The organism is Prevotella amnii DSM 23384 = JCM 14753, assembly GCF_000378745.1.
GTDB classification, from domain to species: domain Bacteria; phylum Bacteroidota; class Bacteroidia; order Bacteroidales; family Bacteroidaceae; genus Prevotella; species Prevotella amnii.
This window is the reverse complement of sequence record NZ_KB905267.1, coordinates 49,901-73,448: the sequence shown is the minus strand read 5'-3', so window position 1 is coordinate 73,448 and position 23,548 is coordinate 49,901. Positions and strand designations below refer to the sequence as shown.

Genomic DNA, 23,548 nt, shown 5'->3' with positions numbered 1-23,548 from the left:
AAATTTCAAACTAAACTTTAAATAACTTTTATTTTATTACAGGAAAACTAACTTTTCCACATCATACTTATCTTAATATTCTATTAAATAGAAACTTTGCTTTTAAGTATACCTTTAATTACAAAATAAAAGAGCCGCTCTTATATAAGAACGACTCTTTTTTATATAATATCAGTAAATTATTTATTTTAGAAGAATAAATAACGATTATCTACAACATGAGCTTTAAGCACTAAATCCTGCATAAAACCGCCTACTATTTGCATTGACTGCTGAGATAACTGCTGCTCAAGCTGTGCCTCATTAAACTTAGACCCTGCTCGCATAGCTTTCTTTAATACTTGGAAAACATATACCCCAGCATTACCCTTTACTGGTTTTTTAGAGAACTTGCCTTGCTCTGTAGCTGCTACGGCACCAGAAAGCGCTGGCTCAACAGCACCTACCGACTGAATAAATGCTGGTGATGCAAAAGTAATCTGGTTAACTATAGATACTTTAGCTCCCTTAGCTTGAGCTGCAGCTATAGACTTTACACCTTTTAATTTTGCCATTAGAACTTCAGCTTTCTTATCTTTCATTACTTCACGCTTTAGAATTTCTTTCACCTCAGCATCATTCCATGGACGATAACCCTGCTCATGAATCCCGTTCAGAACAAGTACCAACATGTGATCATTATCCCCTACTTCAAAAAGAGGTGAAATATCCCCTTGCTTAGCCTCAAAGATCCATTTCAAAGCATCTCGTGTGCCACGGATACCTGCCACATAATGCTCTGCAGTGGTTATACCTTTCAAGTCCTTAACTAAATAACCATATCTACCAGCATTCTTCTGAAGATCTGCTAAAGTAGTACTTTTCGCTACAAATTCAGAGAATTTATTATATGCTATACCTCGAGTTTCTTTTGAGAAATCAATAGCTTTCTTTATAACTGCAGCAACCGACTTAGTTGTCATTGCTCGTTTTTCAAGAACTTCTACAATAACGTTTCCTTGTGTCAAAGCTACGTTTTGGATAGCATTAACCTCTCCCTTTAACAATGACAGTAAAAAAGTACGATTATCCTGCCCTATACTTGGAGCAGATTCATATTGCTGACCTGTGAGCCATGCCTTTGCACCTGTCTGACCATAACGCTTAGCAATAGTAACAAAATCAGCTCCTCCTGCCAAAGCCTTTTGTATAGAGTCTGCCTTTACCTTAGATTCTTCTGGAGTGTTTGCTACAACCTGTATCTGACGGAACTCTACAGAGTCTGGCAATTGCTCTTTAGAAAGAACACGGATAACATTTAAGGTGTTGTCTTGAGTGTTTTCAGTAACTCCCGTTGTACCTACATCTAAAGTTTCTATCTTAGAAGCTATGTCGGGATATTGCTGATAAGCCTTACTACTTACAGGAACATCAAGATAAGGTATTATGCTACCACTCTTACTTACAACAGAAGAAACATCGGTAGTTGTAGATAATTCTTTTTGCAAACTATTCATATTATTCATTATAGCTCTACGATCGGCTGCACTTGCCTTAATCTGAACATCTACATACTTAACATCACGACTTTCTACTGCTTGACGGAACATACCCTTTAGCTCATCATACTTTGCCTTTAAATCATCATCAGATATTTTTATATCAGCATCTTTTACACTGCTATAAGGAAGTGTAGCAAGCTGTATCTGAGCTTCTTCATTATTATCTTTAAAAGCTAACTTAGCCTCAACCTTATTAGAAAGCACACAAGAGGCAAGCAAGCTCTGATATTTCTGACCAAGAAGCTGCGAACGAAGATTCTTCTCTACAAACAACCAATAGTTGTAAATGCTCTGCATCTGCTCTAACTGTGGAGAATTAGTATCTTTTGCTTTATTATAACTATCAAGAAACTGTTTTAATATATTAACATCAAAACGCCCCGTCTGCTGATTTACAAAAGGGGTTTGCGCTAAAGCAGGATTAGTACCATCGCTGAGCACATTCTGTATTTCTTGCTCTGTTACTGTTAATCCTACCTTCTTAGCATCTGCCTCTAATACACGATTACTAACAAGCTGATGCCATACCTGATCTTTTACCTGATTAAGCTCTTGTTCTGATAAGTTATCACGCTGCATAGTTAGCTTAATAGCCGACTGATATTCATCTATTAATTTCTGAAAATCCTGATTACTAATCTTTTCACCAAGAATTTCTCCTACTTGCGAACGTTGCTCGTTTTTCAAACCGGAACAAGATCGTGCTCCTTCCTCTACAAGGAAACCAAGCAAAGCCAAGCCGATAACGATCATAAGTAAAGTTCCTTTACTTCTAATTTTACCTAATACTGCCATTTTATATATTTATTTTATTTCTTAATTATTATCATTTTTAAAAATTGCCTACAAAAATACAAACAAAAATACAATTAACATAATTTCTGATGTATTTAATCTTTAGATAATACTTTTAATTTAACAAGTTCTATCTTTGTCATTGTCTTTTTTATAATACGAAATTCATAATTATCCACCTTTATTACCTCATTTAATTTTGGAAAACTTTGATATGTATGTAGAAGTAATCCGCTTAATGTCATATACTCATCACTCTCTGGAAGATTAATATTAAACAGATCATTCACCTTGTCTATCTCAAGACGAGCCGACAATAAATACTCTCCATTACCCAAATCTTTTGCTATATACTTAGCATTATCATGCTCATCTTCTATATCTCCAAAGATCTCTTCTACTATATCCTCTAAAGATACTATACCACTTGTACCACCAAACTCATCAACTACTACCCCTAAACTTTTCTTCTGTTGTAGAAAAATCTTCATCAAATTTTGAGCAGTCATTGTTTCTGGAACAAAAGGCATTTCAAGAATATGTTCCTGCCAACTTTGTTTATGACGGAAAAGCTCTGAAGAATGAATATAACCTTTTATATGATCTATATCTTCTACATAAACTAATATCTTAGAATTACCACTTTCTATGAAACGTTGCAAAAGCTCTTCTGTTGTACAATTTTCCTCTACGGCATTAATCTCTGTACGAGGAACCATACAGTCGCGTACTTTTATTTCCGAAAAATCTAAAGCGTTTTGAAATATCTTCACCTCTTCTTCTATATCATCTTCGCTTTTTGCATTATCTATAGAACTTTGTACAAGATAATCAAGATCCACTTTTGAAAAGGTTTCACTACTCCTCTCCTCATTCATTTTGACACCTAACAGCCTCAAAAATATCTTTGCTATAAAAGTAGCAAACCTGCTTATGGGCCAAAGGATAATAAAAAAAAGATAAGCTAATGGCGCAAAAAAAGTAAGTAAACGGTTAGGATTACTCTTAAATAACGACTTAGGTAAAAACTCGCCTGTAAATAATATTACCATTGTTGATAACAATGTATCACAAAAGACGCGTGTAGCAGGCTCAAAAGAAGAAAATAATGTGGCATCAAATATCTTTGCAAATAAGATACCATATATAACTAAAACAATATTATTTCCTACAAGCATAGTAGAAACAAAGCCATTTGGATTTTTATAGAACTGAGAAAGACATCTCTGTGCTAACCCATTCCTTTCTTTATCCATTTCGGCAAGCATACGATTACTTGCCACAAAGGCTATCTCCATTCCTGAAAAGAATGCAGATAACACCATTGTTATGACAATTCCTATAATAGAGTTTATAGTCACTTTTTTAGTTTTTTTATTTATTATACACCGGACCCTTAAAGTTATCTCGATGTAAAGTATCTATAGGAGCAAAAGCAGGAGTAGGTGTCCTTGCCTCGCCATCATCTTTAGGCTCCGAAAAGACACTCCAGCCTTTTGGATTTCTAATTTCATAATCTATCATTTGCTCATCGCTCTTAAACCACGAGCCCTCCATTTCTTTATCCGGCGTGCGCAAATAAGAATGAGTATGCGACCATAACAGATGGTCGCGTTCGTCCCAAGTTAGCTGATTACTTCTAAAAACAAGTCCGTTTGCAGTAAGCACACGTACACGCCCACGAAGCTCCCAACGCTGCAACTCATCGTAATACACTGCTGTATCGCTCTGAATATATCCTACTACATGCTTCTTTAAATCAAACTGTGTTAGCAAAATACCTTTATTAAAAGTCCATCGTGAAGGCTTTTTATTTTGATTTACCTCCCACTCTTCTGTTACTATACGGTATTTTATAACCCCTGAATCGGATATAAGAGTATTTACACCATAAGTAGTCATTACTGCTACTGAGTCCCGTTGATGTATAGCAGGGGCTATATGCTCCTGTCCTTTATTACATGAGCATAATAAAGCATAAGAACCTAATAAGGCAAATATAACAACTACAGAATAACAGAAAGAGCTTTTCATCGATCCTTTATTCTACCTTAAACTTAGCAAACCAACGCTCATTAAACGTTAGAGACACGTTAATACGAAACATATTCTCCTTTACCATTCCCATAACACTCTTATTAACCCACTCTGCACTAACATTAAGCATACTATAACGACTATATCCACTCGTTAAAGGTAGGCCTACACCAATAGTAGCAGCAAACTCTTTAGGCCCATCATGACCATTTATCTTAAAATAAGGCATTGCATAACTAACTCCTGCGCGAAAATGCATACGATTAATATATTTACTATATTGATCTCCATTAGTATAGTCTGCACCAAGAGATACTTTATGACGATTCTTATACAAATCTCCTACCATATCATACCTTCTTTCCTTTTCTTTACCAACAAGCTGTGGCATTTCTAAGCTACTCCATTTCTGAAACTGATAATCAACTCCCATTTTTAACTTGTTATGATGATTATACATTATACCTGCTCCAAAGACGTGAGGCAACTTAAGTTCTCCATTTGCTCTATAAGTAATACTGTCCGAAACGCTTGTCTGAGGATTAGTTGATATTAATAAACATTCTGGATTTCCTTTCAGCTTATGTCCCAAAGAGTATGTAGCTCCAAAGGTAAACTCATCTTTATTTTTCAAAGGGAAAGTATACTGTATACCAAAGTCTGCCTTATAACTTCTAACCGTAGTATTATAAACCTTCGACAAGGTGTTGATACTTCCTTCACTATAAGTATTATCTATTCTATGCTGCAAATCTCCCCAAAGATAAGCAATATTAAAACCTATAGAGAGATTAGATAAAGGCGAATAGCCTGCTCCTAAATATATCTGATGAAGACCACCACTTCCACTATATATATTAGTATAAGTAACATCAGGAGACGATGTGCTTGGAGAATCATTCACATTTGATGTTATACTATAATTATAACCTATATTAGTATAAGGTAATAGCCCAAAGCTAACACCAAAATGCTTAAAAAGGCGAAACGACGAGACAACATACTCAAAATTAGCATTCTGTGCACTTCGTTTTACACCTCCCTCTTCAAAGTTAGTAAGCTGTAAACCTAAACCTGCATCAAACAAAAACGTAAGCGAATCGATAGAAGCATACGAAGCCGGATTTTGATAATTTACCTGATTTTGTTCATGAAAGCCATAAGCAACACCTGCCATTCCACGATTAAAACTTGTAGATAGTGGCGATATTGTTCCTAATCCAAACCTACTATATGGGGAGTTTGTACTACTTTGGGCAAATGCCACCATTGATGACAGGCCTATCACAATTGATACTATTATCTTTTTCATTATGCTTATGACTGCTTGTTATTTACACGTTATAATATATACAGGGTACAAAGTTATTAAAAATTTTTGGTGTTAATAGAAACACACCCGCATAATTTGTTTTTTTAAAGCTTTCTTTGGCAAATCCCTTTTTTCTATTACCTTTGCAAATAATATGAGAAGTCGCTACGTTTACATATTTATTATTAGTTTACTTGCATCTTTACAAGCATGGGCAGAAACGCCTATTGTAGAGCCTTCACATCTTAATCCTAAGACTTTACAAATATCATTGCTAACATGCTCCCCCGGTAAAGAGATATGGGCATTGTTTGGACATACTGCTATACGGTTTAAAGAAGATAACGCTTATGCCTACGATGATAATTTCGACATTGTGGTAAACTATGGCATGTTTTCTTTTAATCAGCCCCATTTTATCCCTCGCTTTGTTTTAGGAAAGACCGATTATCAAATGGGAATTGTTCCGATGAATATCTTTATGAAAGAATATGCTTACGAGGGCAGAGGCATAACAGAACAAATTCTTAACATTTCTGACAAAGACAAAGAAGCCATTTTACAGGCTCTTATAAAAAACACCTTACCTGAAAACATAACCTATAGATATAACTTCTTTTACAATAACTGTACAAGCAAGGCAAGAGATCTTATTATAGACAACCTTAATGGTAAAGTAAAATATAACAGGAATATAGAAAACGTTAGTTTCAGAAATATTATTCACCGTTATAATAATGTAGATAAATGGGCACAACTTGGTGATGATATGCTGCTTGGAGTAAAAGCTGACAAGCCTACCAACAGGCAAGAGCAACAATTCTTGCCCGATAACCTTATGCACGATTTTGCTTCTGCTACATACGATGGTAAGCCTTTAATAAGCAAAACTAATAAGCTCCTACGTGTTATACCACACAAAACAAACACAACAGATTTTAGCTTTAGCGACAACTTTATACCATCACCGATGATTTGTGTTATAATCTTTATCATTATAACTTTTATTATTAATCTCATCGAAGTAAAAAAAGTAATAGCAATATCGCTTTGGGACTCTTTTCTAATGATTTTTACAGGCATTATAGGAATAATTCTCACTGTCATGATTTTCTCAGAACACCCTTGTGTTAATGCTAATGGGCTTATCTTTATCTTTAACCCACTACCTCTTTTCTTCCTTTATACTACTATAAAAAGAAACAAAACTCTAAAGAAAAACATCTGGTGGAAGCTATGGGCTATACTTATTATAATAGGGCTTCTTATAGGGTTTATACAATATTACCCCACTCCTGCTGTAATTGTGGCATTATTCTTGCTCCTTAATTGTGGAGTACATATATTAATTGAACACGAAAACAAACTTAAAACGGTAAAATAGTGTCGTCTACAAAAATGAATAAATATATAACAGCTTTCCTCGTAGTGTTAACCGCTACGGGCGTAGAGACACAAACTTACCAAGCTATACTGAAAGCAACTTTAGGCGATGCCGCTATAGAAAATCTTTATACATATCAGGACTTTAAAGACTTAGAAGATAATATCACCAACATCATAAAGCTACTATATGAAGAACATAAAGATAACAAAACACAGCCTATACAAGAAAAATACTTTATATGCCAAGTAGACACAACTATTATTGGAAAAATAACAGATTGTTGCCTCTTAAATATCAATAATAATAAGGCTAATTTACCATACAAAACTATAACAAACCCTATTTTTATTAGAGGACCAAACTGTTAGTATTTTTTTTTACAATTACATATCAAAAAATAAAGGATAACAGTTTACTGTGCAAAAGATAACCTTTTACACTACAAAAGGTAACCTTTTAAAAACAACAGGTAAAGCTCTGATATTTAAATATTTAAAAAGGAGCATACCATAAAATAACAATAAAACATAGAAGTAATGAATTTTAACAAAATATTAAAAGCCATTTTCGGAGATAAGTCTTCACGCGACTTAAAACTTATACAGCCACTTGTAGACAAGATAAAAGCGGCTTACCCAGAGATACAAGCACTTAGCAACGATGAGCTACGTGCTAAAACAAAAGAAATAAAACAGTTTGTACAAGATGCAGCTAAAGAACAACGCGAGAAAATAGCAGAACTACGTGCCACCATAGAGGGCACACCAATAGAAGAACGTGAGAATATCTTTAACCAAATAGATAAGTTAGAAAAAGAAGCTCTCGACAATTACGAAGCTGCTCTCGACGAGGTAATGCCTGTAGCATTCTCTATTGTAAAAGATACTGCACGCCGCTTTGCTGAAAACGAAGAAACTATAGTTACAGCAACCGACTTTGATCGCAACCTCGCTGCCGACCCTACAAAAGACTTTATCTCTATAGAAGGCGACAAAGCATACTATCATAACCATTGGACAGCAGGAGGAAATGACCTGAAATGGGAAATGATACACTATGATGTACAGCTTTTCGGAGGTACGGTACTTCATCAAGGAAAGATAGCTGAAATGGCTACTGGTGAGGGAAAAACACTTGTTTCTACTCTTCCCGTATTCCTAAACGCGCTAACAGGTAATGGCGTACACGTAGTAACTGTAAACGACTATCTTGCAAAACGCGACTCTGAATGGATGGGGCCTTTATATGAATTCCACGGACTGTCGGTAGACTGTATTGATAAAACACAGCCAAACTCTCCTGAACGACGTCAAGCCTACCAAGCAGATATAACTTTTGGTACCAACAACGAGTTTGGTTTCGACTATCTACGCGACAATATGGCTGTATCACCTACCGACCTTGTTCAGCGTCAGCACAACTATGCTATTGTTGACGAGGTAGACTCTGTATTAATAGACGATGCACGAACACCTCTCATCATAAGCGGTCCTGTGCCTAAGGGAGATGACCAGATGTTTGAAGAGTATCAGCCTTTAGTGCAAAATCTATACGAGGTACAACGAAAGCAAGCTACAGAACTTCTATCAGAAGCACGCTCCAAAATAAGCAAAGCACAGAAAATGCCTAACGGAAAAGAGGCTTCGCAGATGTTAGAAGAAGGCTTCTTAGCTCTTTACCGTTCGTATAAAGCACTACCTAAGAACAAAGCTCTTATAAAATTCTTATCAGAAGAAGGTATCAAGGCTGGTATGCTCAAAACAGAAGAGTATTACATGGCTAATAATAATCGAGAAATGCCCAAGGCTATAGAGCCTCTTTATTTTGTAACAGAAGAAAAGATGAACTCGTGCGACCTTACCGATAAGGGGTCTGCATGGTTAGCTACACAAGTAAATGATGCTAAACTTTTCGTTTTACCTGACATAACTACCGAGCTTTCCGATCTTGAAAAACAAAAAGAAGACAAGCTTATTAACGAGCAAGAGTACATCGACAAAAAAGACGACATAATGAATAACTATGGCATTCAGAGTGAGCGAGTACACACACTGCAACAATTGCTGAAGGCTTATACCATGTTTAACAAAGATGATGAATATGTCGTACTTAACGGAGAAGTAAAGATTGTTGATGAACAGACGGGACGTATCATGGAAGGACGTCGTTGGAGCGATGGCTTACACCAAGCTGTAGAAGCAAAAGAACACGTTAAAGTGGAAGCTGCTACACAAACATTTGCTACTATAACGCTACAAAACTATTTCCGTATGTATCACAAGCTCGCTGGTATGACAGGTACTGCATCAACCGAATCGGGAGAATTTTGGGATATATACAAGCTCGATGTTGTAGAAATACCTACTAATAGGCCTATAGCACGTCATGATTTAGAAGACCGTGTCTACAAAACTGCAAGAGAAAAATATGCTGCCGTAATAGAAGAAATTATCGAAATGCGCAATGCAGGACGACCTACCTTAGTAGGTACAACGTCGGTAGAGATAAGCGAACTTCTAAGCAAAATGCTTAATATGCGTAAGATTCCTCATCAGGTGCTAAACGCTAAACAACATTTAAAAGAAGCTCAGATAGTAGCAGAGGCTGGTCGATCTACTAATGGTTTAGGAGCAGTAACCATAGCTACTAACATGGCAGGACGTGGTACTGACATTAAGCTATCACAAGAGGTAAAAGAAGCGGGCGGACTTGCTATCATTGGTACCGAACGGCATGAGAGCAGACGTGTAGACAGGCAGCTTCGTGGTCGTGCAGGACGTCAAGGAGACCCAGGATCTTCTGTCTTCTATGTATCGCTCGAAGACAAACTGATGCGCCTATTCGGGTCAGAACGTATCGCAAAAGTTATGGACCGTTTAGGATTCGCTGAGGGTGAACGCATAGAAAGCTCTATGATCTCTAACAGCATAGAACGCGCTCAAAAGAAAGTAGAGGAAAACAACTTTGGTATCCGTAAACGTTTATTAGAATACGATGATGTGATGAACAAACAACGTACTGTAATATACGAAAAAAGACGCCACGCCTTAATGGGAGAACGCATAGGTATGGACATATCTAACATCATCTGGGATAGATGTGTGAACACTCTTAACAACCAAACGTATGATGGTTGCGTAGAAGATTTTTTAAAGATTTTGTCTATAGAATGCCCTTTTACAGAGGAAGAATTCAACACTATACGCCACGAAGAGCTTGCTGAAAAATCGTTCCAACAAGCAATGGCAGCCTTCGAACGTAAGACAGAACGCATACAGACTGTAGCATGGCCCATCATAAAAGAAGTATATGAAAATCAAGGTTCTATTTATCAACGCATCATGGTGCCTATTACTGATGGTAAACGCGTATATAATATACCTTGCGACTTAAAAGAAGCATACGACACAGAAGCAAAATCGGTTGTGAAACAGTTTGAGAAAAGCGTACTACTACATATCATTGATGATGATTGGAAAGAAAATCTACGCCAGCTCGACGAACTGCGCCACTCTGTACAAAACGCTTCTTACGAACAGAAAGATCCTTTGTTGATATTCAAACTTGAAAGCGTTAAGCTATGGGACAATATGATTAACGATCTTAATAACAGAGCTGCAAGCGTCTTAATGCGTGGTCAGATACCAGAAATGCAGGGAGAACCCCCAGTAGAAAACACTAATACTGAGGCTCCAGCACCAAAGTATGTTGAACAAAAAGAAGAACTTGTAGACGAAAACCAATTAGCTGCCGCTTCACAAGACACACGTCAGGGAGCACAAAATGTTACTCGTACTCCATATATAGCAGAAAAGACTCCACGTCCTAACGACCCATGTCCGTGTGGAAGTGGTAAGAAATTTAAGCATTGTCACGGCAGAAACTTATAAAAGAACAAGCCATGTTTACCTATCAACTATATGGTAAACATGGCTTTTCACTTACGTACAATATAAAAAAAGTGGAGACTTTCCTATAAAAAACATATAATATAAACAACCTATATTATTATGTAGATATTATTTCTTTTATAGCTTTAAATAATTTCTGTATCTTTGTAACGTGAAAATTTCACTGCTTTTCACACACTATTATATATAAAACAGAAAAAGATATAAAACAAAAAATGAAAGTTTGCATAGCAGAAAAACCAAGCGTGGCACGCGATATAGCACGCATTTTAGGAGCTACAACACTAAAAAACGGATACCTTGAGGGCAATGGATATCAGGTAACGTGGACATTCGGACATCTATGCGAACTGAAAGAACCCAATGATTACAACAACAAGTGGAAACATTGGAACCTGAGTTCCTTACCTATGATACCCTCTAAGTTTGGAATAAAACTAATAGAAGATGACGGAATAAAAAAACAATTTTCCATTATAGAAAAGCTATATAAAAACGCAGAAGAAATAATCAATTGTGGTGATGCAGGGCAAGAAGGAGAGCTTATACAGAGATGGGTAATGCAAAAAGCTGGTGTAACATGCCCTGTGAAACGCTTATGGATATCATCTATGACTGATGAGGCCATACGCGAAGGGTTTCAAAATCTGAGAAATCAAGACCAATATCAATCACTTTACCTTGCAGGTTTAGCTCGCGCCATAGGAGATTGGCTCTTAGGAATGAATGCTACACGGCTATATACTATAAAATATGGCAATAATCAATATGGCAAAAAGCCTCAAGTACTTTCCATAGGAAGAGTGCAAACACCTACACTTGCACTAATTGTACAACGACAAAAGGAAATAAACAATTTTAAGCCACAACCTTTTTGGGTGCTTGCTACGATATATCGTAATACGCTTTTTACTGCAACAAAAGGCAAGTTTACATCAAAAGAAGAAGGAGAACAGGCGTTTTCTACCATAGAAGGTAAACCTTTTGAGGTAACTAACATTACCAAAAAAAAAGGAACCGAACAGCCTAAACAACTATACGACTTAACTTCACTGCAAGTAGATTGCAACAGAAAGTATGGCTATTCTGCCGAAATGACTCTCAATCTTATCCAGTCTTTATACGAAAAGAAGATTACTACCTATCCCCGCGTAGACACACAATACCTATCGGAGGATATATACAAAAAGTGTCCGCAAATAATGAATGGCATCTTCCAAACTAAATTTGCAAACATAGCACCTTACAAAGAGCTTGTAAAAGCACTAAGCGGAAAAGATTTGCCCAAGACTAAACGAGTTTTCGACAACACTAAGGTTACCGATCACCATGCTATAATACCTACAGGAGTTATCCCACGGGGGCTATCAGATGCTGAACACAACGTTTTCGATCTCATTACACGACGCTTTATTGCAGCTTTCTACCCAGAATGTAAATACTCTACTACTACCATCGTTGGTAAAGTAAACTCTATAGAATTTAAAACTTCAGGTAAAGAAATACTCAAACAAGGCTGGCGGGTATGCTACGCCTTAAACAACAAAGAAGATAATAATAAAAAGGAAGACGAAAACGATGATAATACAAAAGATAAAGTAGAAGAAAAAATACTACCTACATTTACAAAAGGAGAACAAGGACCACATAAACCTACCCTAACAGAGAAACAGACTATGCCCCCAAAACATTACACAGAGGCTTCTTTACTCCGTGCTATGGAAACTGCGGGCAGGTTAGTAAACGACGATACACTGCGAGCAGCTCTAAAAGAAAACGGCATAGGACGACCATCTTCACGGGCAGGAATTATAGAAACTCTCTTTAAACGCCATTATATTAAACGCAAAAGGAAAAACCTCGAAGCTACTCCCATAGGTATAGCGCTCATTGATACTATAAAAGAGAAGCTATTAACATCTGCCGAACTTACAGGGATATGGGAGAAAAAACTTCGTGATATAGAAGCTAAAAAATATGATGCAGCAATGTTTATTAACGAACTAAAGGAACAAATTAACACCATTGTGTGCGATGTGCTTTCAGACAATAGTAACAGAAAGATAACACTCAACGACTAACGATATGATAAACATTCCTAAAGACTTTGAAGAATATACACGCATCTTAATGGGAGAAGACCTATATCGTACACTAATAAAAGGCTTAAAGCAAGAAGATTGCCCTATAAGTATTAGGATAAACCCCTTCAAACGATGTGCTGTAAATATGGATTTAGTAAGTAATAACGTGCCTTGGTGTAAAGACGGATATTACCTAAAGGAGCGCCCTACGTTTACTTTCGATCCGCTTTTCCATGCTGGAAGCTACTATGTACAAGAAGCCTCGTCAATGTTTATTGACCATATCATAAGACAATATATACACTATCCTATAACAGCTCTCGACCTATGTGCTGCTCCGGGTGGTAAAAGTACATGCGCACAGTCAGCCTTTCCTATAGGAAGCACGCTAATTGCCAATGAGCCTATTACTAAACGAGCACAAATACTATCAGAGAATATCCTGAAATTTGGACATTCTAAAATAGCTGTAACTAATAATTTCCCTAAAGATTTTAAAAAGACAAAGCTCCTTTTCGATATTATCATAGCCGATGTTCCATGCTCTGGAGAGGGTATGTTCCGCAAAGATCCCAAAGCAATAAGCTCTTGGAGCAAGGAAAATGTAAAGAAATGCTGCCAGCTACAACGCTCTATCATTAAAGACATTTGGGACAATCTTAAGCCAGGAGGTTTCCTTATATACAGCACTTGTACATTCAATTCACTTGAAAACGAGGAAAATGTAGCGTGGATAATAAAGGAATTAGGCGCAAAACTATTACCTATACACACAGAAAAAGAATGGAACATTACAGGCTCTCTAATAGGAAATCCGCTTAACGGAGCAGATTCCACAGCACAGCAATTCCCTGTTTACCGCTTCTTACCTGGCAAAACGCTTGGAGAAGGACTCTTTATCTGCTTACTTCAAAAGACCAAACCAGGACTAAATCCTATACCCTCTAATAACATATCATTATTACAAGAAGACTACTTTCGTAAGGCTTTAAAACCTCTAAAGCTATTAGCTTATGGCGTTAATGAGCCTGAAGAGAAAGGTAAACATAAGATTCCTCATATTAGTCAGGCTCTTATGAAAGATGCTGATAATAGCCTTTACCCCACTATAGACGTAAGCTATCACACCGCTATAGCCTATCTTAGAGGCGAAGCTATCACTTTAAGCCATGACATTCCTCACGGAATAATACTCCTAACATATAAAAACCAGCCTTTAGGGTATGCCAAAAACATTGGAAACAGGGCTAACAACCTATATCCACAAGAGTGGAGAATAAGGAGTACATACGTTCCTAAGGAACCTAACATTATTTTATAACGTATCATTAATAACAAAACATACAATGAAACAATATCAAGACCTGCTCAAACGCATCTTAAAAGAAGGAGTAAAGAGAGAAGATCGCACAGGCGTAGGTACTCTTTCTATCTTTGGACATCAAATGCACTTTAATATGGAAGATGGCTTTCCTTTGCTAACTACAAAAAAGCTACATCTAAAAAGTATAATATACGAGCTACTATGGTTTCTTAAAGGAGATACTAACATAAAGTATCTACAAGAACATGGTGTAAAAATATGGAACGAATGGGCAGACGAGAATGGCGATCTTGGCCCTGTTTATGGGCATCAATGGCGCTCATGGCCAGATTATAAAGGAGGAAGCATAGACCAAATAAAAAACGTTTTAGATCTGATAAAGCACTCACCTTCCTCACGCAGAATGCTTGTTACGGCATGGAACCCTGCCGAAGTAGACGAAATGGCTTTACCTCCCTGCCACTGTCTCTTCCAGTTTTATGTTGCAGAAGGTAAGCTCTCTCTACAGCTATATCAACGTTCTGCTGATACTTTCTTAGGTGTACCATTCAATATAGCCTCATATTCGCTTTTACTACACATGATGGCACAAGTAACGGGGTTAGAGGTAGGCGAGTTTATACACACCACAGGCGATACACACATATATCTAAACCACCTCGAACAAGTAAAGCTACAGCTCACACGCACACCTCGACCACTACCAAAGATAATCATTAACCCTGATGTTAAGGATCTCTTTAGCTTCCATTACGACGATTTCAAGATAGAAGACTACAACCCTTACCCACACATTCCGGGCACAGTGGCTGTCTGATAGTAGTTACTATACATAAAAAACATTACACTCTTATAATATGCAAATATCTATTATTGCTGCCATAGCAGCTAACAACGCCATAGGATATCAGAACAATTTGATATATTACATTAAGGACGACCTTAAACGATTCAAAGCTCTTACAACGGGAAACACCATTATCATGGGTCGTAAGACATACGATTCGCTACCTAAAGGAGCACTACCCAACCGCCGTAACATAGTGTTAAGCAGAGAAAAAAAATATCTCCATAATTGCCAAGTGTATTCTTCTTTGGAAGAAGCACTCTCATCATGCAAAGAAGATGAGCATGTTTTTATCATAGGAGGAGTGTCGGTTTATGAAAAGGCTTTGCCCTTAGCTAAAGAGCTTTACCTGACAGAAATAGAGGCAACACCAGAACATGCTGATGCCTTTTTCCCACTGTTTGACCGCTCACAATATAAAGAAACTTTCATAGAAGAGCATAAGGCTACCCATGAACACCCTGCTTTCAGATTTGTAAACCTCAAAAAGAAATAAGCAAAAGATAATGCCTTAAAAGAAAACATTTCCTTTACAACAGGCAGACGGCTCAGCTTTTATGCTGTATCTCCTTTAAAGGCTTCATGACAAAGTCGCGCTCATACATCTTAGGATGAGGCACGGTGAGGGCTGTAGTGTTAATATTTATATCATCATAAAGGAGTATATCTATATCCATAGTGCGGTCAGAATACTGCCCATTAACCGACTTTTTTATACGCCCCAGCTCTCTTTCTATAGACTGTGTTACAGCCAATACCTCCCAAACGGAAAGACTTGTTTTTACCTTTACACAAGCATTAAGAAAAGTATTTTTGCTTTTAAACCCCCAAGCCTTTGTTTCATAAAAAGAAGATTGGCAGATAACATCGCCAATCTTCTTACTTATCTTGTCTATAGCTGCAAACATCAGCCCCTGCTTATCACCAAGGTTAGTACCTAAAGCAAGGTATGTTATATGTGTTTTAATCATCAAGTATCAACATAGAATCGCCAAAACAGCCAAACATATATCCGTTCTTAACAGCCAAATCGTATGCCTGCATGATAAGATCATAACCTCCAAAAGCTGCAGTCTCCATTAAAAGAACAGAATAAGGGTGATAAAAGTTTACTAACATAGAATCTGCCAAGCCAAACTTGTAAGGAGGGAAGATAAACTTATTAGTCCAGCCATCATATTCCTTTAACAATCCGTCCGTGCCTACTGCTGTTTCGCAAGCCTTAACCACACTTGCACCAACGGCACATACCTTATGAATAGCTTTCTTAGTGCTATTTACCACAGCACAGGCTTCTGCATTGATATGCATCTCTTCAGAATCCATCTTGTGTTTGGTAAGATCCTCCACCTCTATATCATGAAAACTGCCCAAAGCACAATGAAGCGTTATAAAAGCACTCTTTATACCTTTTATCTCCATCATCTTCATCATATGCTCTGAAAAGTGTATATTAGTACCCGGAGCAGACACTGCACCCTCGTTTTTAGCAAACACCGACTGGAAATATTCTAAATCGTCCTCAGTGGCATGGGCAAAGTCTTCCCCCTCTTTCTTTGGACGATTGTCTATAATATAACGTGGTAATGGTGCCTCACCAAGCGAGAAAAGCTCACGCTTAAACTCATCATGATCGCAATCATAAAGGAAGCGTAGCGTACGGCCACGTGATGTAGTGTTATCTATTACCTCAGCAACCATTGTCCCCGATTCATCAAAAAACAACTTATTGCCTATACGTATCTTGCGAGCAGGCTCTACAAGGACGTCCCACAAGCGCATATCAGCGTTTAACTCACGAAGTAAGAACACCTCTATCTTGGCGTCTGTCTTTTCCTTTGTGCCATATAAGCGGGCAGGAAACACCTTTGTGTCATTAAAGATAAAAGCATCGCCATCATCAAAATAGTTGAGCACATCGCGAAAACGTATATAATCCTCTTCTTTAGGCTCGCCAGTAACCTCGCCTTTAAACATGTCTATTTTGCCCGACTTGCGATGAACTACCATTAATCTCCCCTCATCACGACGCACTACAGTAAACTTCTGCTCGCTACCATCTGCACGTTTTAATATACGCTCTGAAGAATGTGGATAGAGAGCCACCTGATCTTCTGGTAAGCTGAATTTAAATTGTGAAAGCTTCATATTCTTTTGTTTATTCTTTTTCTATTGTTTGACTACTTAACCACTTATCAAAATTGTCATAATCGATACAGTCGTCTATATTAATTGCACCTACCCGCACTCTACGCAATGACCTTAGATAAGCACCGCTATGTATAAAGCGACCAAAGTCGCGTGCCAAAGCACGAATATAAGTGCCCTTACCACAAACTACCCTTATGGTAATCTGCATCTTATAAGAATCGAATGATTGTAATTCTATCTCATCTATCTGAACCGTTTTTGGCTTTAGCTCCACCTGCTGACCATCACGACGAAGAGTGTAAGCACGCTGTCCTGACACTTTCACCGCACTATACGTAGGCGGCACCTGCTGTATCTCGCCCACAAAGCTCTGCAAAGCATCTCTTATAAGCTCCTCTGTAATATGAGCTGTTGGGAAACTCTCGCTTTCTTCATGCTCCATATCGTAACTATCTGTAGTAGCTCCTAACTGCAACGTAGCTACATACTCCTTAGTATGCGCCTGCAAAGACTCTATGAGCTTTGTCTTTCTACCCGTTGCAAGTATCAACACCCCCGTTGCTAAAGGATCTAAAGTGCCTGCATGACCTATTTTTACCTTGCCATCATTTACCTTACTGCAAAGGTAACGTATATGAGCCAACGCCTTAAAACTGGTTATACCATACGGCTTATCTATCGGAATAATAACCCCTTCTGTAAAATTCATATTTCTTATAAGGTGATAACAAATAATATTACTCTTACTCTATCATATTAAGATTAACACCCATTGCTAACAATATCAGGATAATACCACCCACTATGATACGATACCAGCCAAACAGACGAAAACCATACTTTGTAAGAAAACTAACAAACCACTTCATAGCCAGTAACGCTACTAAAAAAGCTATTACACAACCAAGTGCTAAAACGGTAAGGTTATGAAAGGTAGCCCACTGAGTGCCATGCTTTAACAAGTCGTACAAATCGAGCAATGTAGCAGCTGCCATTAAAGGAACAGCTACAAAAAAAGAAAACTCTGCTGCATGCTTACGCGTCAAGCCGCTTGCCATACCTCCCACTATAGTAGACATAGAACGGCTCATACCCGGCAAAACCGACAAACATTGGAACAGACCTATACAAAAAGCACGCCTTACATTTACCCTGCTCTCTTGCCTACCTTTATTAAAAAGCCTATCGCAAAAAAGCATAAACACACCGCCTAAAACTAACGTTACTGCCACCACAGAGACAGAATCTAATAGCCAATCGAGCAAACCACTCTTCTTTGCTAATAAGCCTACCACACCTGCAGGAAGACAGCCTATGAAAAGCAGCCAATAAAACCTAAAGAAACTCAATAATGAAGACCCTCTTTCTTTATCAACACACGATACATGCTTAAAACTAAAAAAACGTTTCCAATACAAACATACTACAGACAAGATAGCACCAAACTGTATTATGAATGTAAAAGCATGAACAAAAGGATCGCCTTGCTTAACACCTAAAAGACTTTGGGTTATTATCATGTGCCCTGTAGATGATACAGGCAAAAACTCTGTAATACCCTCTACGATAGCTATAATAATGGTTTGAAAAATAGTCATTAATGCTCTTTGTGCTTTTTAGGTTTATACAAAATAGCACCTATTATAGAAACAAAACCTATAAAGGTTACTATTGGAGCTAACGTGATGCGACGGAAGCTGAAAATGCTAACGTTAAAAAAATGCTCACCTGAACCACTTCCACTCATTAAGATAAAGCCTATCACCACTATTGCCACACCTATGGCAAGCAAAATAAAATTAGCCTTATCGAAAGCAAAATTCTGTTTTTCCATATTGTAAAAAATGCTTATTCTTATTTCTATATTTTATATAAATCGCCTGCCTTCATACGCAAGAAACGATTAACTGACAACGCTGAACACAGCGTAGCTATAAAAATGCCAAAGCACAACATTATAAGCGCCGTAACAACTAACGTATCCCATGAAAGCACCTTGCTTATCTCTGGCTCATAGCTATACAAAGAGAGAACGCAGCCACCTAAAACCACTATGGCTATCAAAGCAGACACAAAGCCCTGCATAATGGCACGCTTTAAGAAAGGAGCACGGATATAACCCCACGAGGCTCCCACAAGCTTCATGGTATGAATGGAAAAACGACGCGCATAAACGCTTAGACGAATAGTGTTGTTTATAAGCGAAAAAGACACTATGGTCAGAAGTATTGCTATAACCGATAACACTATACCTACCTTGCCCAAGGTGTTATTAACACTCTCTACCAAGTCTTGACGATAAGTAACATCGCTAACACCACGATAAGACTTTAGACGCTTTGATATCCAGCTTATAGAGTCGTTATTAGCATAATCGGCTTTAAGATTAACATCTATCTCACTGGTAAAAGGGTTTTGCCCTGCAAACTCGGCAGGATTTGCACCAAGCTCCCTCGTACCATCTGCCAAAGCCTGCTCCTTACTTATATAATTAGCCACACTGGTAAACCTTTCGCCCTTAACCTGCTCGTAAAGAGTAGCAGCTGCCTGCTCGTCTATATCGGGCTGAAGAATCATTGTTACGCTAAGATTTTCCTTTACAAAAGAGCTTAGATTGCTACTGGTAAACACCGTAAGTACCACCATTCCTATTAATATTAACACCATTGCAGTACTAATACAAAGGGTTACAACCTGTAAGCTATGCTGCCTGCGTACTTGCTTTCGCTTTTTTACCATATTATTAAAAAAAAATACAATACAACAAATTTTCTACAAAGTTACTGGAAAATAAAATAAGGACAAAAGATTTTATATTTTATTTACGCTATTCATAAGAAAAGCTCACTCTGAGGGAAAGATTATAAACATACCCTTTTGTCTTAAAACATATTTATATTACCTTTGCCTACAGAATATTTTTTTCAAAGCAATATGAGCACTATTATTTACCCCTCTCCCATCTTTGGGCCTGTACATAGCCGCCGATTAGGCATTTCGCTCGGCATAAACCTCTTGCCTGCCGATGGCAAAATATGCACCTTCGACTGCATATACTGCGAGTGTGGATATAATGCCCAGCGGCACACCTCATCACCACACCCGCCAAGAGCATTAGTGGCTGAAAAGCTCGAAGAGAAGCTAAAAGAAATGAAAGCCAGCAGCTACACCCCTGACGTGCTAACCTTTGCTGGGAACGGAGAGCCTACATCGCACCCACACTTTTATGAGATTATACAAGACACCATCAGCCTAAGAAACTTATATTGCCCAACGGCAAAAATATCTGTCCTTAGCAATTCCACCTTCATTCACCGCCCAAAGGTACACGAGGCTTTAAGAATGGTAGATAACAACATCTTAAAGCTCGACACCATTAACACCGAATGGATAAAAAAGGTAGACCGACCCACAGCACCATCTTATAACGTAAAAAAAATAATAGAAAACATGAAAGCCTTTAAAGGGAAACTGATAATACAAACCATGTTCCTTAAAGGATATAACGACCAAGGGGAAAACATTACTAACACCTCTGAAACATTCGTTGCACCATGGCTCGAAGCCGTCAAAGCCATAGCCCCTAACGAGGTGATGATATACACCATAGAGCGCGAAACACCTGCATCGCACCTAAGAAAAGCCTCGCACGAAGAGTTAGACGCTATATGCGAGAGAGTAAAATCGTTAGGAATAGCCTGCCAAGCATCTTATTAAAAGCCCCACAAAGCATAGGGATAAAAAAACTTTATCACTACCACCCCAAAGCAAAACACCTGCCTTTACCTACATAAAAAGGACTGAAAAGAAAGGAAAAGATAAAGAGCAGGAGAGAAAAATAAGCTATTTTTAGTACATTTTTAATCTATTTTTGTTAGAAAAATAATTTATTTTTGCCTACCCCTCATCTCCTTTTTACCAAAAAAGGCTATGCTCTATATAGAAAAAAAATTACATTTTATAGCTGCTAAAGCCGTGCCTTTTCTTCCCTACTTCCCATAAAAAAGAAGCCACCAAAAAGTTTTCCGCCTACCTTTACACCTATAAATAATAGCCTAAAAAACAAATAATTAGGTGAAAATATAACAAACATCTTAAAAAACTATAATTCTTGGGGGGGGGGGGGGAATATTCTTTTTAAAGAAATAAAAGTATTACCTTTGAAGAGGAAAAAAGATCAAAATAATTAATATGTTTTGGCGTATGATGTCAAACAAGAAAGGAAAAAGTAATGAAAAAAATGTACGAAAAGCCAGTCGCTACAATTTTGAAAATGGAAAGCTCTATGCAGATAATTTGTAGCTCTGGGTTTACAAACAAAGAAAACTTCAAAGTAAATCCGTGGGAAAAACCTGAGGAAACTGACGTGAACGGAGATTCAAAACCAATAAATGAATTCCCTGACTGGCTAAGCGGAAAACCTTAAAGACATAATATCTTTTATAACACACACACGGTAACAAAACATTATTAAAGCAAATGAAACACTTTTTTTTAAGCTATAAGGCTATTACAGCTGCCCTTACGATGGGTTTGGCAGCTATTACAACATCTTGCTCACAAGATATCGACAATAATAGCACTCATGTTAAAGACTACAAAGCAGAAAGCGCTAAGATAGTAAAGCTAAGCTTTGGTCCCCACACACGAGGCACTATGTACGACGAAATATCACAAATGGCAGACAATGCTACCTTTGGTGTATATGGCTATGCACGTAAAGACGGCGAAGGTATAAACACAAATCCTAACTTTATTAACAACGGTAGCGCAGAGAAGAAAGACGGTATAGTGCATGTAGGCGGCAAAGTGGCTACATATAAGGAAAGCATGCCTAAGGTAAAGATAGCTGCCGTATATCCTAAGCTCGCAGACAACGCCTTTACAAGGACAGGCGACAACACATACACCCTTACCTACGCCTTACAAGAGGACATGTCTACACAACAAGACTTGCTAATAGGTGAGGCTCCTGAGTTTACCATAACAAGTGAGAACAGCAAAAACGACGTGATAGATGGTGAACAGACTGTAAACATGCATCATGCCCTTACAGCTATCAACTTTGCCATTGGCGACCGCGTACCTACTGGTTACACCATTGAGGGCATTCGCCTAACAGGCCTATATACTAAAGGTACGTGCAATGTAGACTTATCGAAGACCACCGACGCAGAGCGTTTCACATGGGAAACCTCTGGCGAGAAGAGCTATGTGTTTATTAAGACAAGCAACATCACCACCACACAGATAAACAGAACCCAGTTTACTGGGCTAAAAGCAAGCAATAATAAGTACGACAACCTTACCATCTTCATGATACCACAACCGATAGGCAAAGACGCCATAGCAGAGGTAGTTTTAAAGAAAGATGAGAAATATGGTGCTGATGGAAATATTCAAGAAGATTCTAGACTTCCACTAAAGCTGATAACCATTCCTCTCAAATTAAAAGATGACAAACCATATACAGCTGGTCAGGTAGAAAAATATAATATAGGTGCTAAGCCTCCTCAGGAAGATTTGAACCCACTATTATATTTTATTACAAAGAAAGGAGCAGAAACAACAAGTTCTTCAGCATATAATTTAAAAACAGATGCAGATAAAGAAGAAAAAACTAATGAAGGAACTACAAAATATGGCTTAACTATATTCTCCGCTCGATACGTAGCGAAGACAAAATCTCAAAAAGAACCTATTCCTTTAATAGTGGCACCTCATACGTTTAGAATAGTAAAGATTACGTATGACTATTATTCTAATGGTAAAAACGGCAAACGAGAACGTAACAGAGACGTAGAAGTACCTGAAGGAAGCGTAGTTGTCGGAGATATAAAGCAGCCTGATAGCAACGATAAGTATGGGCATTTCACCTTAACTTTCAATCCAAAGTATTATCCAAAGATACCAGACCTTATAATACCTGGTAAAAAAGGGAAACCAGACAAAATTACTAAACAACCATTTGATAAGATTCAAATACACATAGAGCTTGATGGTGCTGTAATGACACTTAAACAAGCAGTAAAAGGTTTCCCCCAATAATAGCCCAACAACTCTAATAGCTGGCATAAGGCAAGCAGCTAAGCGGTAAGAAAAGAAAGCGCAACGCCACGTAATGATAAAAAACGTAAGGCGTTGCGCTTTGTCTTTGCT

20 protein-coding genes are annotated in these 23,548 nt (G+C 37.8%); 10 read left to right on the top strand and 10 right to left on the bottom strand.

All coding sequences use genetic code 11. The features are described 5' to 3' along the window. Positions 1-188: 188 nt before the first annotated feature. The 4 genes from F596_RS0101635 to bamG all read right to left on the bottom strand — a co-directional run bounded on the left by F596_RS0101635 (position 189) and on the right by bamG (position 5,685). Complete coding sequence (locus F596_RS0101635) at positions 189-2,336, bottom strand: peptidylprolyl isomerase (protein ID WP_008449271.1); 2,148 nt, start codon at positions 2,334-2,336, stop codon at positions 189-191. Positions 2,337-2,431: 95 nt separating this feature from the next. Continuing rightward, positions 2,432-3,697 (bottom strand): hemolysin family protein, encoded by a 1,266-nt coding sequence (locus F596_RS0101630; protein ID WP_008449320.1) that lies wholly within the window; start codon positions 3,695-3,697, stop codon positions 2,432-2,434. A gap of 13 nt (positions 3,698-3,710) precedes the next feature. Further along, the gene (gene lptC, locus F596_RS0101625) at positions 3,711-4,370 is read right to left on the bottom strand and encodes an LPS export ABC transporter periplasmic protein LptC (protein ID WP_019035610.1); all 660 of its coding nucleotides are present in this window, start codon (positions 4,368-4,370) and stop codon (positions 3,711-3,713) included. A gap of 7 nt (positions 4,371-4,377) precedes the next feature. Beyond that, entirely contained in the window at positions 4,378-5,685 is a 1,308-nt protein-coding gene (gene bamG, locus F596_RS0101620) for a BamG family beta-barrel-assembly machinery protein (RefSeq protein ID WP_024992625.1), read from the bottom strand. Positions 5,686-5,839: 154 nt separating this feature from the next. Between bamG and F596_RS0101615 the strand changes: the two genes are divergently transcribed. The 7 genes from F596_RS0101615 (at position 5,840) to F596_RS0101585 (ending at position 15,734) form a co-directional block, all read left to right on the top strand. Continuing rightward, a complete protein-coding gene (locus F596_RS0101615) occupies positions 5,840-7,069 on the top strand; it encodes a lipoprotein N-acyltransferase Lnb domain-containing protein (protein ID WP_019035608.1) in 1,230 nt (409 codons plus the stop codon). 14 nt (positions 7,070-7,083) lie between these two features. After that, a complete protein-coding gene (locus tag F596_RS0101610; protein WP_019035607.1) occupies positions 7,084-7,440 on the top strand; it encodes a hypothetical protein in 357 nt (118 codons plus the stop codon). 168 nt (positions 7,441-7,608) lie between these two features. Further along, positions 7,609-10,962 (top strand): preprotein translocase subunit SecA, encoded by a 3,354-nt coding sequence (secA, locus tag F596_RS0101605; protein ID WP_019035606.1) that lies wholly within the window; start codon positions 7,609-7,611, stop codon positions 10,960-10,962. A 236-nt stretch (positions 10,963-11,198) separates the two neighbouring features. Continuing rightward, positions 11,199-13,064: a DNA topoisomerase 3 gene (locus F596_RS0101600; RefSeq protein ID WP_019035605.1), complete on the top strand. Its 1,866-nt coding sequence runs from the start codon at positions 11,199-11,201 to the stop codon at positions 13,062-13,064. Positions 13,065-13,068: 4 nt separating this feature from the next. After that, a complete protein-coding gene (locus tag F596_RS0101595) occupies positions 13,069-14,388 on the top strand; it encodes a methyltransferase RsmF C-terminal domain-like protein (RefSeq protein ID WP_019035604.1) in 1,320 nt (439 codons plus the stop codon). A 25-nt stretch (positions 14,389-14,413) separates the two neighbouring features. Then, positions 14,414-15,208 (top strand): thymidylate synthase, encoded by a 795-nt coding sequence (locus tag F596_RS0101590; protein WP_019035603.1) that lies wholly within the window; start codon positions 14,414-14,416, stop codon positions 15,206-15,208. 40 nt (positions 15,209-15,248) lie between these two features. Then, on the top strand, positions 15,249-15,734 hold the full coding sequence (locus F596_RS0101585) for a dihydrofolate reductase (RefSeq protein WP_019035602.1): 486 nt from the start codon (positions 15,249-15,251) through the stop codon (positions 15,732-15,734). Positions 15,735-15,786: 52 nt separating this feature from the next. On the opposite strand, the gene folK is transcribed toward F596_RS0101585, so the two are convergent. Genes folK through F596_RS0101555 form a run of 6 tightly spaced genes read right to left on the bottom strand, consistent with a single transcriptional unit; the run spans position 15,787 to position 20,128 of the window. Further along, positions 15,787-16,209, bottom strand: a complete 423-nt coding sequence (gene folK, locus F596_RS0101580) for a 2-amino-4-hydroxy-6-hydroxymethyldihydropteridine diphosphokinase (RefSeq protein ID WP_008449363.1) — start codon at positions 16,207-16,209, stop codon at positions 15,787-15,789. Further along, positions 16,202-17,386, bottom strand: coding sequence for an S-adenosylmethionine:tRNA ribosyltransferase-isomerase (locus F596_RS0101575; RefSeq protein WP_019035601.1), 1,185 nt, complete (start codon positions 17,384-17,386; stop codon positions 16,202-16,204). The genes folK and F596_RS0101575 overlap by 8 nt, the downstream gene beginning before the upstream one ends. 10 nt (positions 17,387-17,396) lie before the next feature. Beyond that, a complete protein-coding gene (gene truB / locus F596_RS0101570) occupies positions 17,397-18,098 on the bottom strand; it encodes a tRNA pseudouridine(55) synthase TruB (RefSeq protein WP_019035600.1) in 702 nt (233 codons plus the stop codon). 34 nt (positions 18,099-18,132) lie between these two features. Further along, the gene (locus F596_RS0101565) at positions 18,133-18,987 is read right to left on the bottom strand and encodes an undecaprenyl-diphosphate phosphatase (RefSeq protein WP_019035599.1); all 855 of its coding nucleotides are present in this window, start codon (positions 18,985-18,987) and stop codon (positions 18,133-18,135) included. Continuing rightward, positions 18,987-19,223, bottom strand: coding sequence for a DUF3098 domain-containing protein (locus F596_RS0101560; protein ID WP_008449341.1), 237 nt, complete (start codon positions 19,221-19,223; stop codon positions 18,987-18,989). The genes F596_RS0101565 and F596_RS0101560 overlap by 1 nt, the downstream gene beginning before the upstream one ends. Before the next feature lie 26 nt (positions 19,224-19,249). Next, a complete protein-coding gene (locus F596_RS0101555; protein ID WP_019035598.1) occupies positions 19,250-20,128 on the bottom strand; it encodes a cell division protein FtsX in 879 nt (292 codons plus the stop codon). Between the two features lie 195 nt (positions 20,129-20,323). Between F596_RS0101555 and F596_RS0101550 the strand changes: the two genes are divergently transcribed. The 3 genes from F596_RS0101550 to F596_RS0101535 all read left to right on the top strand — a co-directional run bounded on the left by F596_RS0101550 (position 20,324) and on the right by F596_RS0101535 (position 23,437). Continuing rightward, on the top strand, positions 20,324-21,106 hold the full coding sequence (locus tag F596_RS0101550; protein ID WP_019035597.1) for a radical SAM protein: 783 nt from the start codon (positions 20,324-20,326) through the stop codon (positions 21,104-21,106). A gap of 514 nt (positions 21,107-21,620) precedes the next feature. Then, positions 21,621-21,815, top strand: a complete 195-nt coding sequence (locus tag F596_RS0101540) for a hypothetical protein (RefSeq protein ID WP_019035595.1) — start codon at positions 21,621-21,623, stop codon at positions 21,813-21,815. Between the two features lie 53 nt (positions 21,816-21,868). Next, positions 21,869-23,437 (top strand): fimbrillin family protein, encoded by a 1,569-nt coding sequence (locus F596_RS0101535; protein WP_019035594.1) that lies wholly within the window; start codon positions 21,869-21,871, stop codon positions 23,435-23,437. The last annotated feature ends 111 nt before the right edge of the window (positions 23,438-23,548 follow it).

What these genes read in the sequence shown, in the direction of transcription:
- F596_RS0101555 (WP_019035598.1), bottom strand. Translation starts at nt 20,128, where the DNA reads ATGGTAAAAAAGCGAAAGCAAGTACGCAGGCAGCATAGCTTACAGGTT.
- F596_RS0101615 (WP_019035608.1), top strand. Translation starts at nt 5,840, where the DNA reads ATGAGAAGTCGCTACGTTTACATATTTATTATTAGTTTACTTGCATCT.
- F596_RS0101595 (WP_019035604.1), top strand. Translation starts at nt 13,069, where the DNA reads ATGATAAACATTCCTAAAGACTTTGAAGAATATACACGCATCTTAATG.
- F596_RS0101635 (WP_008449271.1), bottom strand. Translation starts at nt 2,336, where the DNA reads ATGGCAGTATTAGGTAAAATTAGAAGTAAAGGAACTTTACTTATGATC.
- secA (WP_019035606.1), top strand. Translation starts at nt 7,609, where the DNA reads ATGAATTTTAACAAAATATTAAAAGCCATTTTCGGAGATAAGTCTTCA.
- F596_RS0101550 (WP_019035597.1), top strand. Translation starts at nt 20,324, where the DNA reads ATGAGCACTATTATTTACCCCTCTCCCATCTTTGGGCCTGTACATAGC.
- F596_RS0101560 (WP_008449341.1), bottom strand. Translation starts at nt 19,223, where the DNA reads ATGGAAAAACAGAATTTTGCTTTCGATAAGGCTAATTTTATTTTGCTT.
- F596_RS0101590 (WP_019035603.1), top strand. Translation starts at nt 14,414, where the DNA reads ATGAAACAATATCAAGACCTGCTCAAACGCATCTTAAAAGAAGGAGTA.
- truB (WP_019035600.1), bottom strand. Translation starts at nt 18,098, where the DNA reads ATGAATTTTACAGAAGGGGTTATTATTCCGATAGATAAGCCGTATGGT.
- F596_RS0101540 (WP_019035595.1), top strand. Translation starts at nt 21,621, where the DNA reads ATGAAAAAAATGTACGAAAAGCCAGTCGCTACAATTTTGAAAATGGAA.
- lptC (WP_019035610.1), bottom strand. Translation starts at nt 4,370, where the DNA reads ATGAAAAGCTCTTTCTGTTATTCTGTAGTTGTTATATTTGCCTTATTA.
- F596_RS0101585 (WP_019035602.1), top strand. Translation starts at nt 15,249, where the DNA reads ATGCAAATATCTATTATTGCTGCCATAGCAGCTAACAACGCCATAGGA.
- F596_RS0101600 (WP_019035605.1), top strand. Translation starts at nt 11,199, where the DNA reads ATGAAAGTTTGCATAGCAGAAAAACCAAGCGTGGCACGCGATATAGCA.
- F596_RS0101610 (WP_019035607.1), top strand. Translation starts at nt 7,084, where the DNA reads ATGAATAAATATATAACAGCTTTCCTCGTAGTGTTAACCGCTACGGGC.
- F596_RS0101535 (WP_019035594.1), top strand. Translation starts at nt 21,869, where the DNA reads ATGAAACACTTTTTTTTAAGCTATAAGGCTATTACAGCTGCCCTTACG.
- folK (WP_008449363.1), bottom strand. Translation starts at nt 16,209, where the DNA reads ATGATTAAAACACATATAACATACCTTGCTTTAGGTACTAACCTTGGT.
- F596_RS0101575 (WP_019035601.1), bottom strand. Translation starts at nt 17,386, where the DNA reads ATGAAGCTTTCACAATTTAAATTCAGCTTACCAGAAGATCAGGTGGCT.
- F596_RS0101565 (WP_019035599.1), bottom strand. Translation starts at nt 18,987, where the DNA reads ATGACTATTTTTCAAACCATTATTATAGCTATCGTAGAGGGTATTACA.
- bamG (WP_024992625.1), bottom strand. Translation starts at nt 5,685, where the DNA reads ATGAAAAAGATAATAGTATCAATTGTGATAGGCCTGTCATCAATGGTG.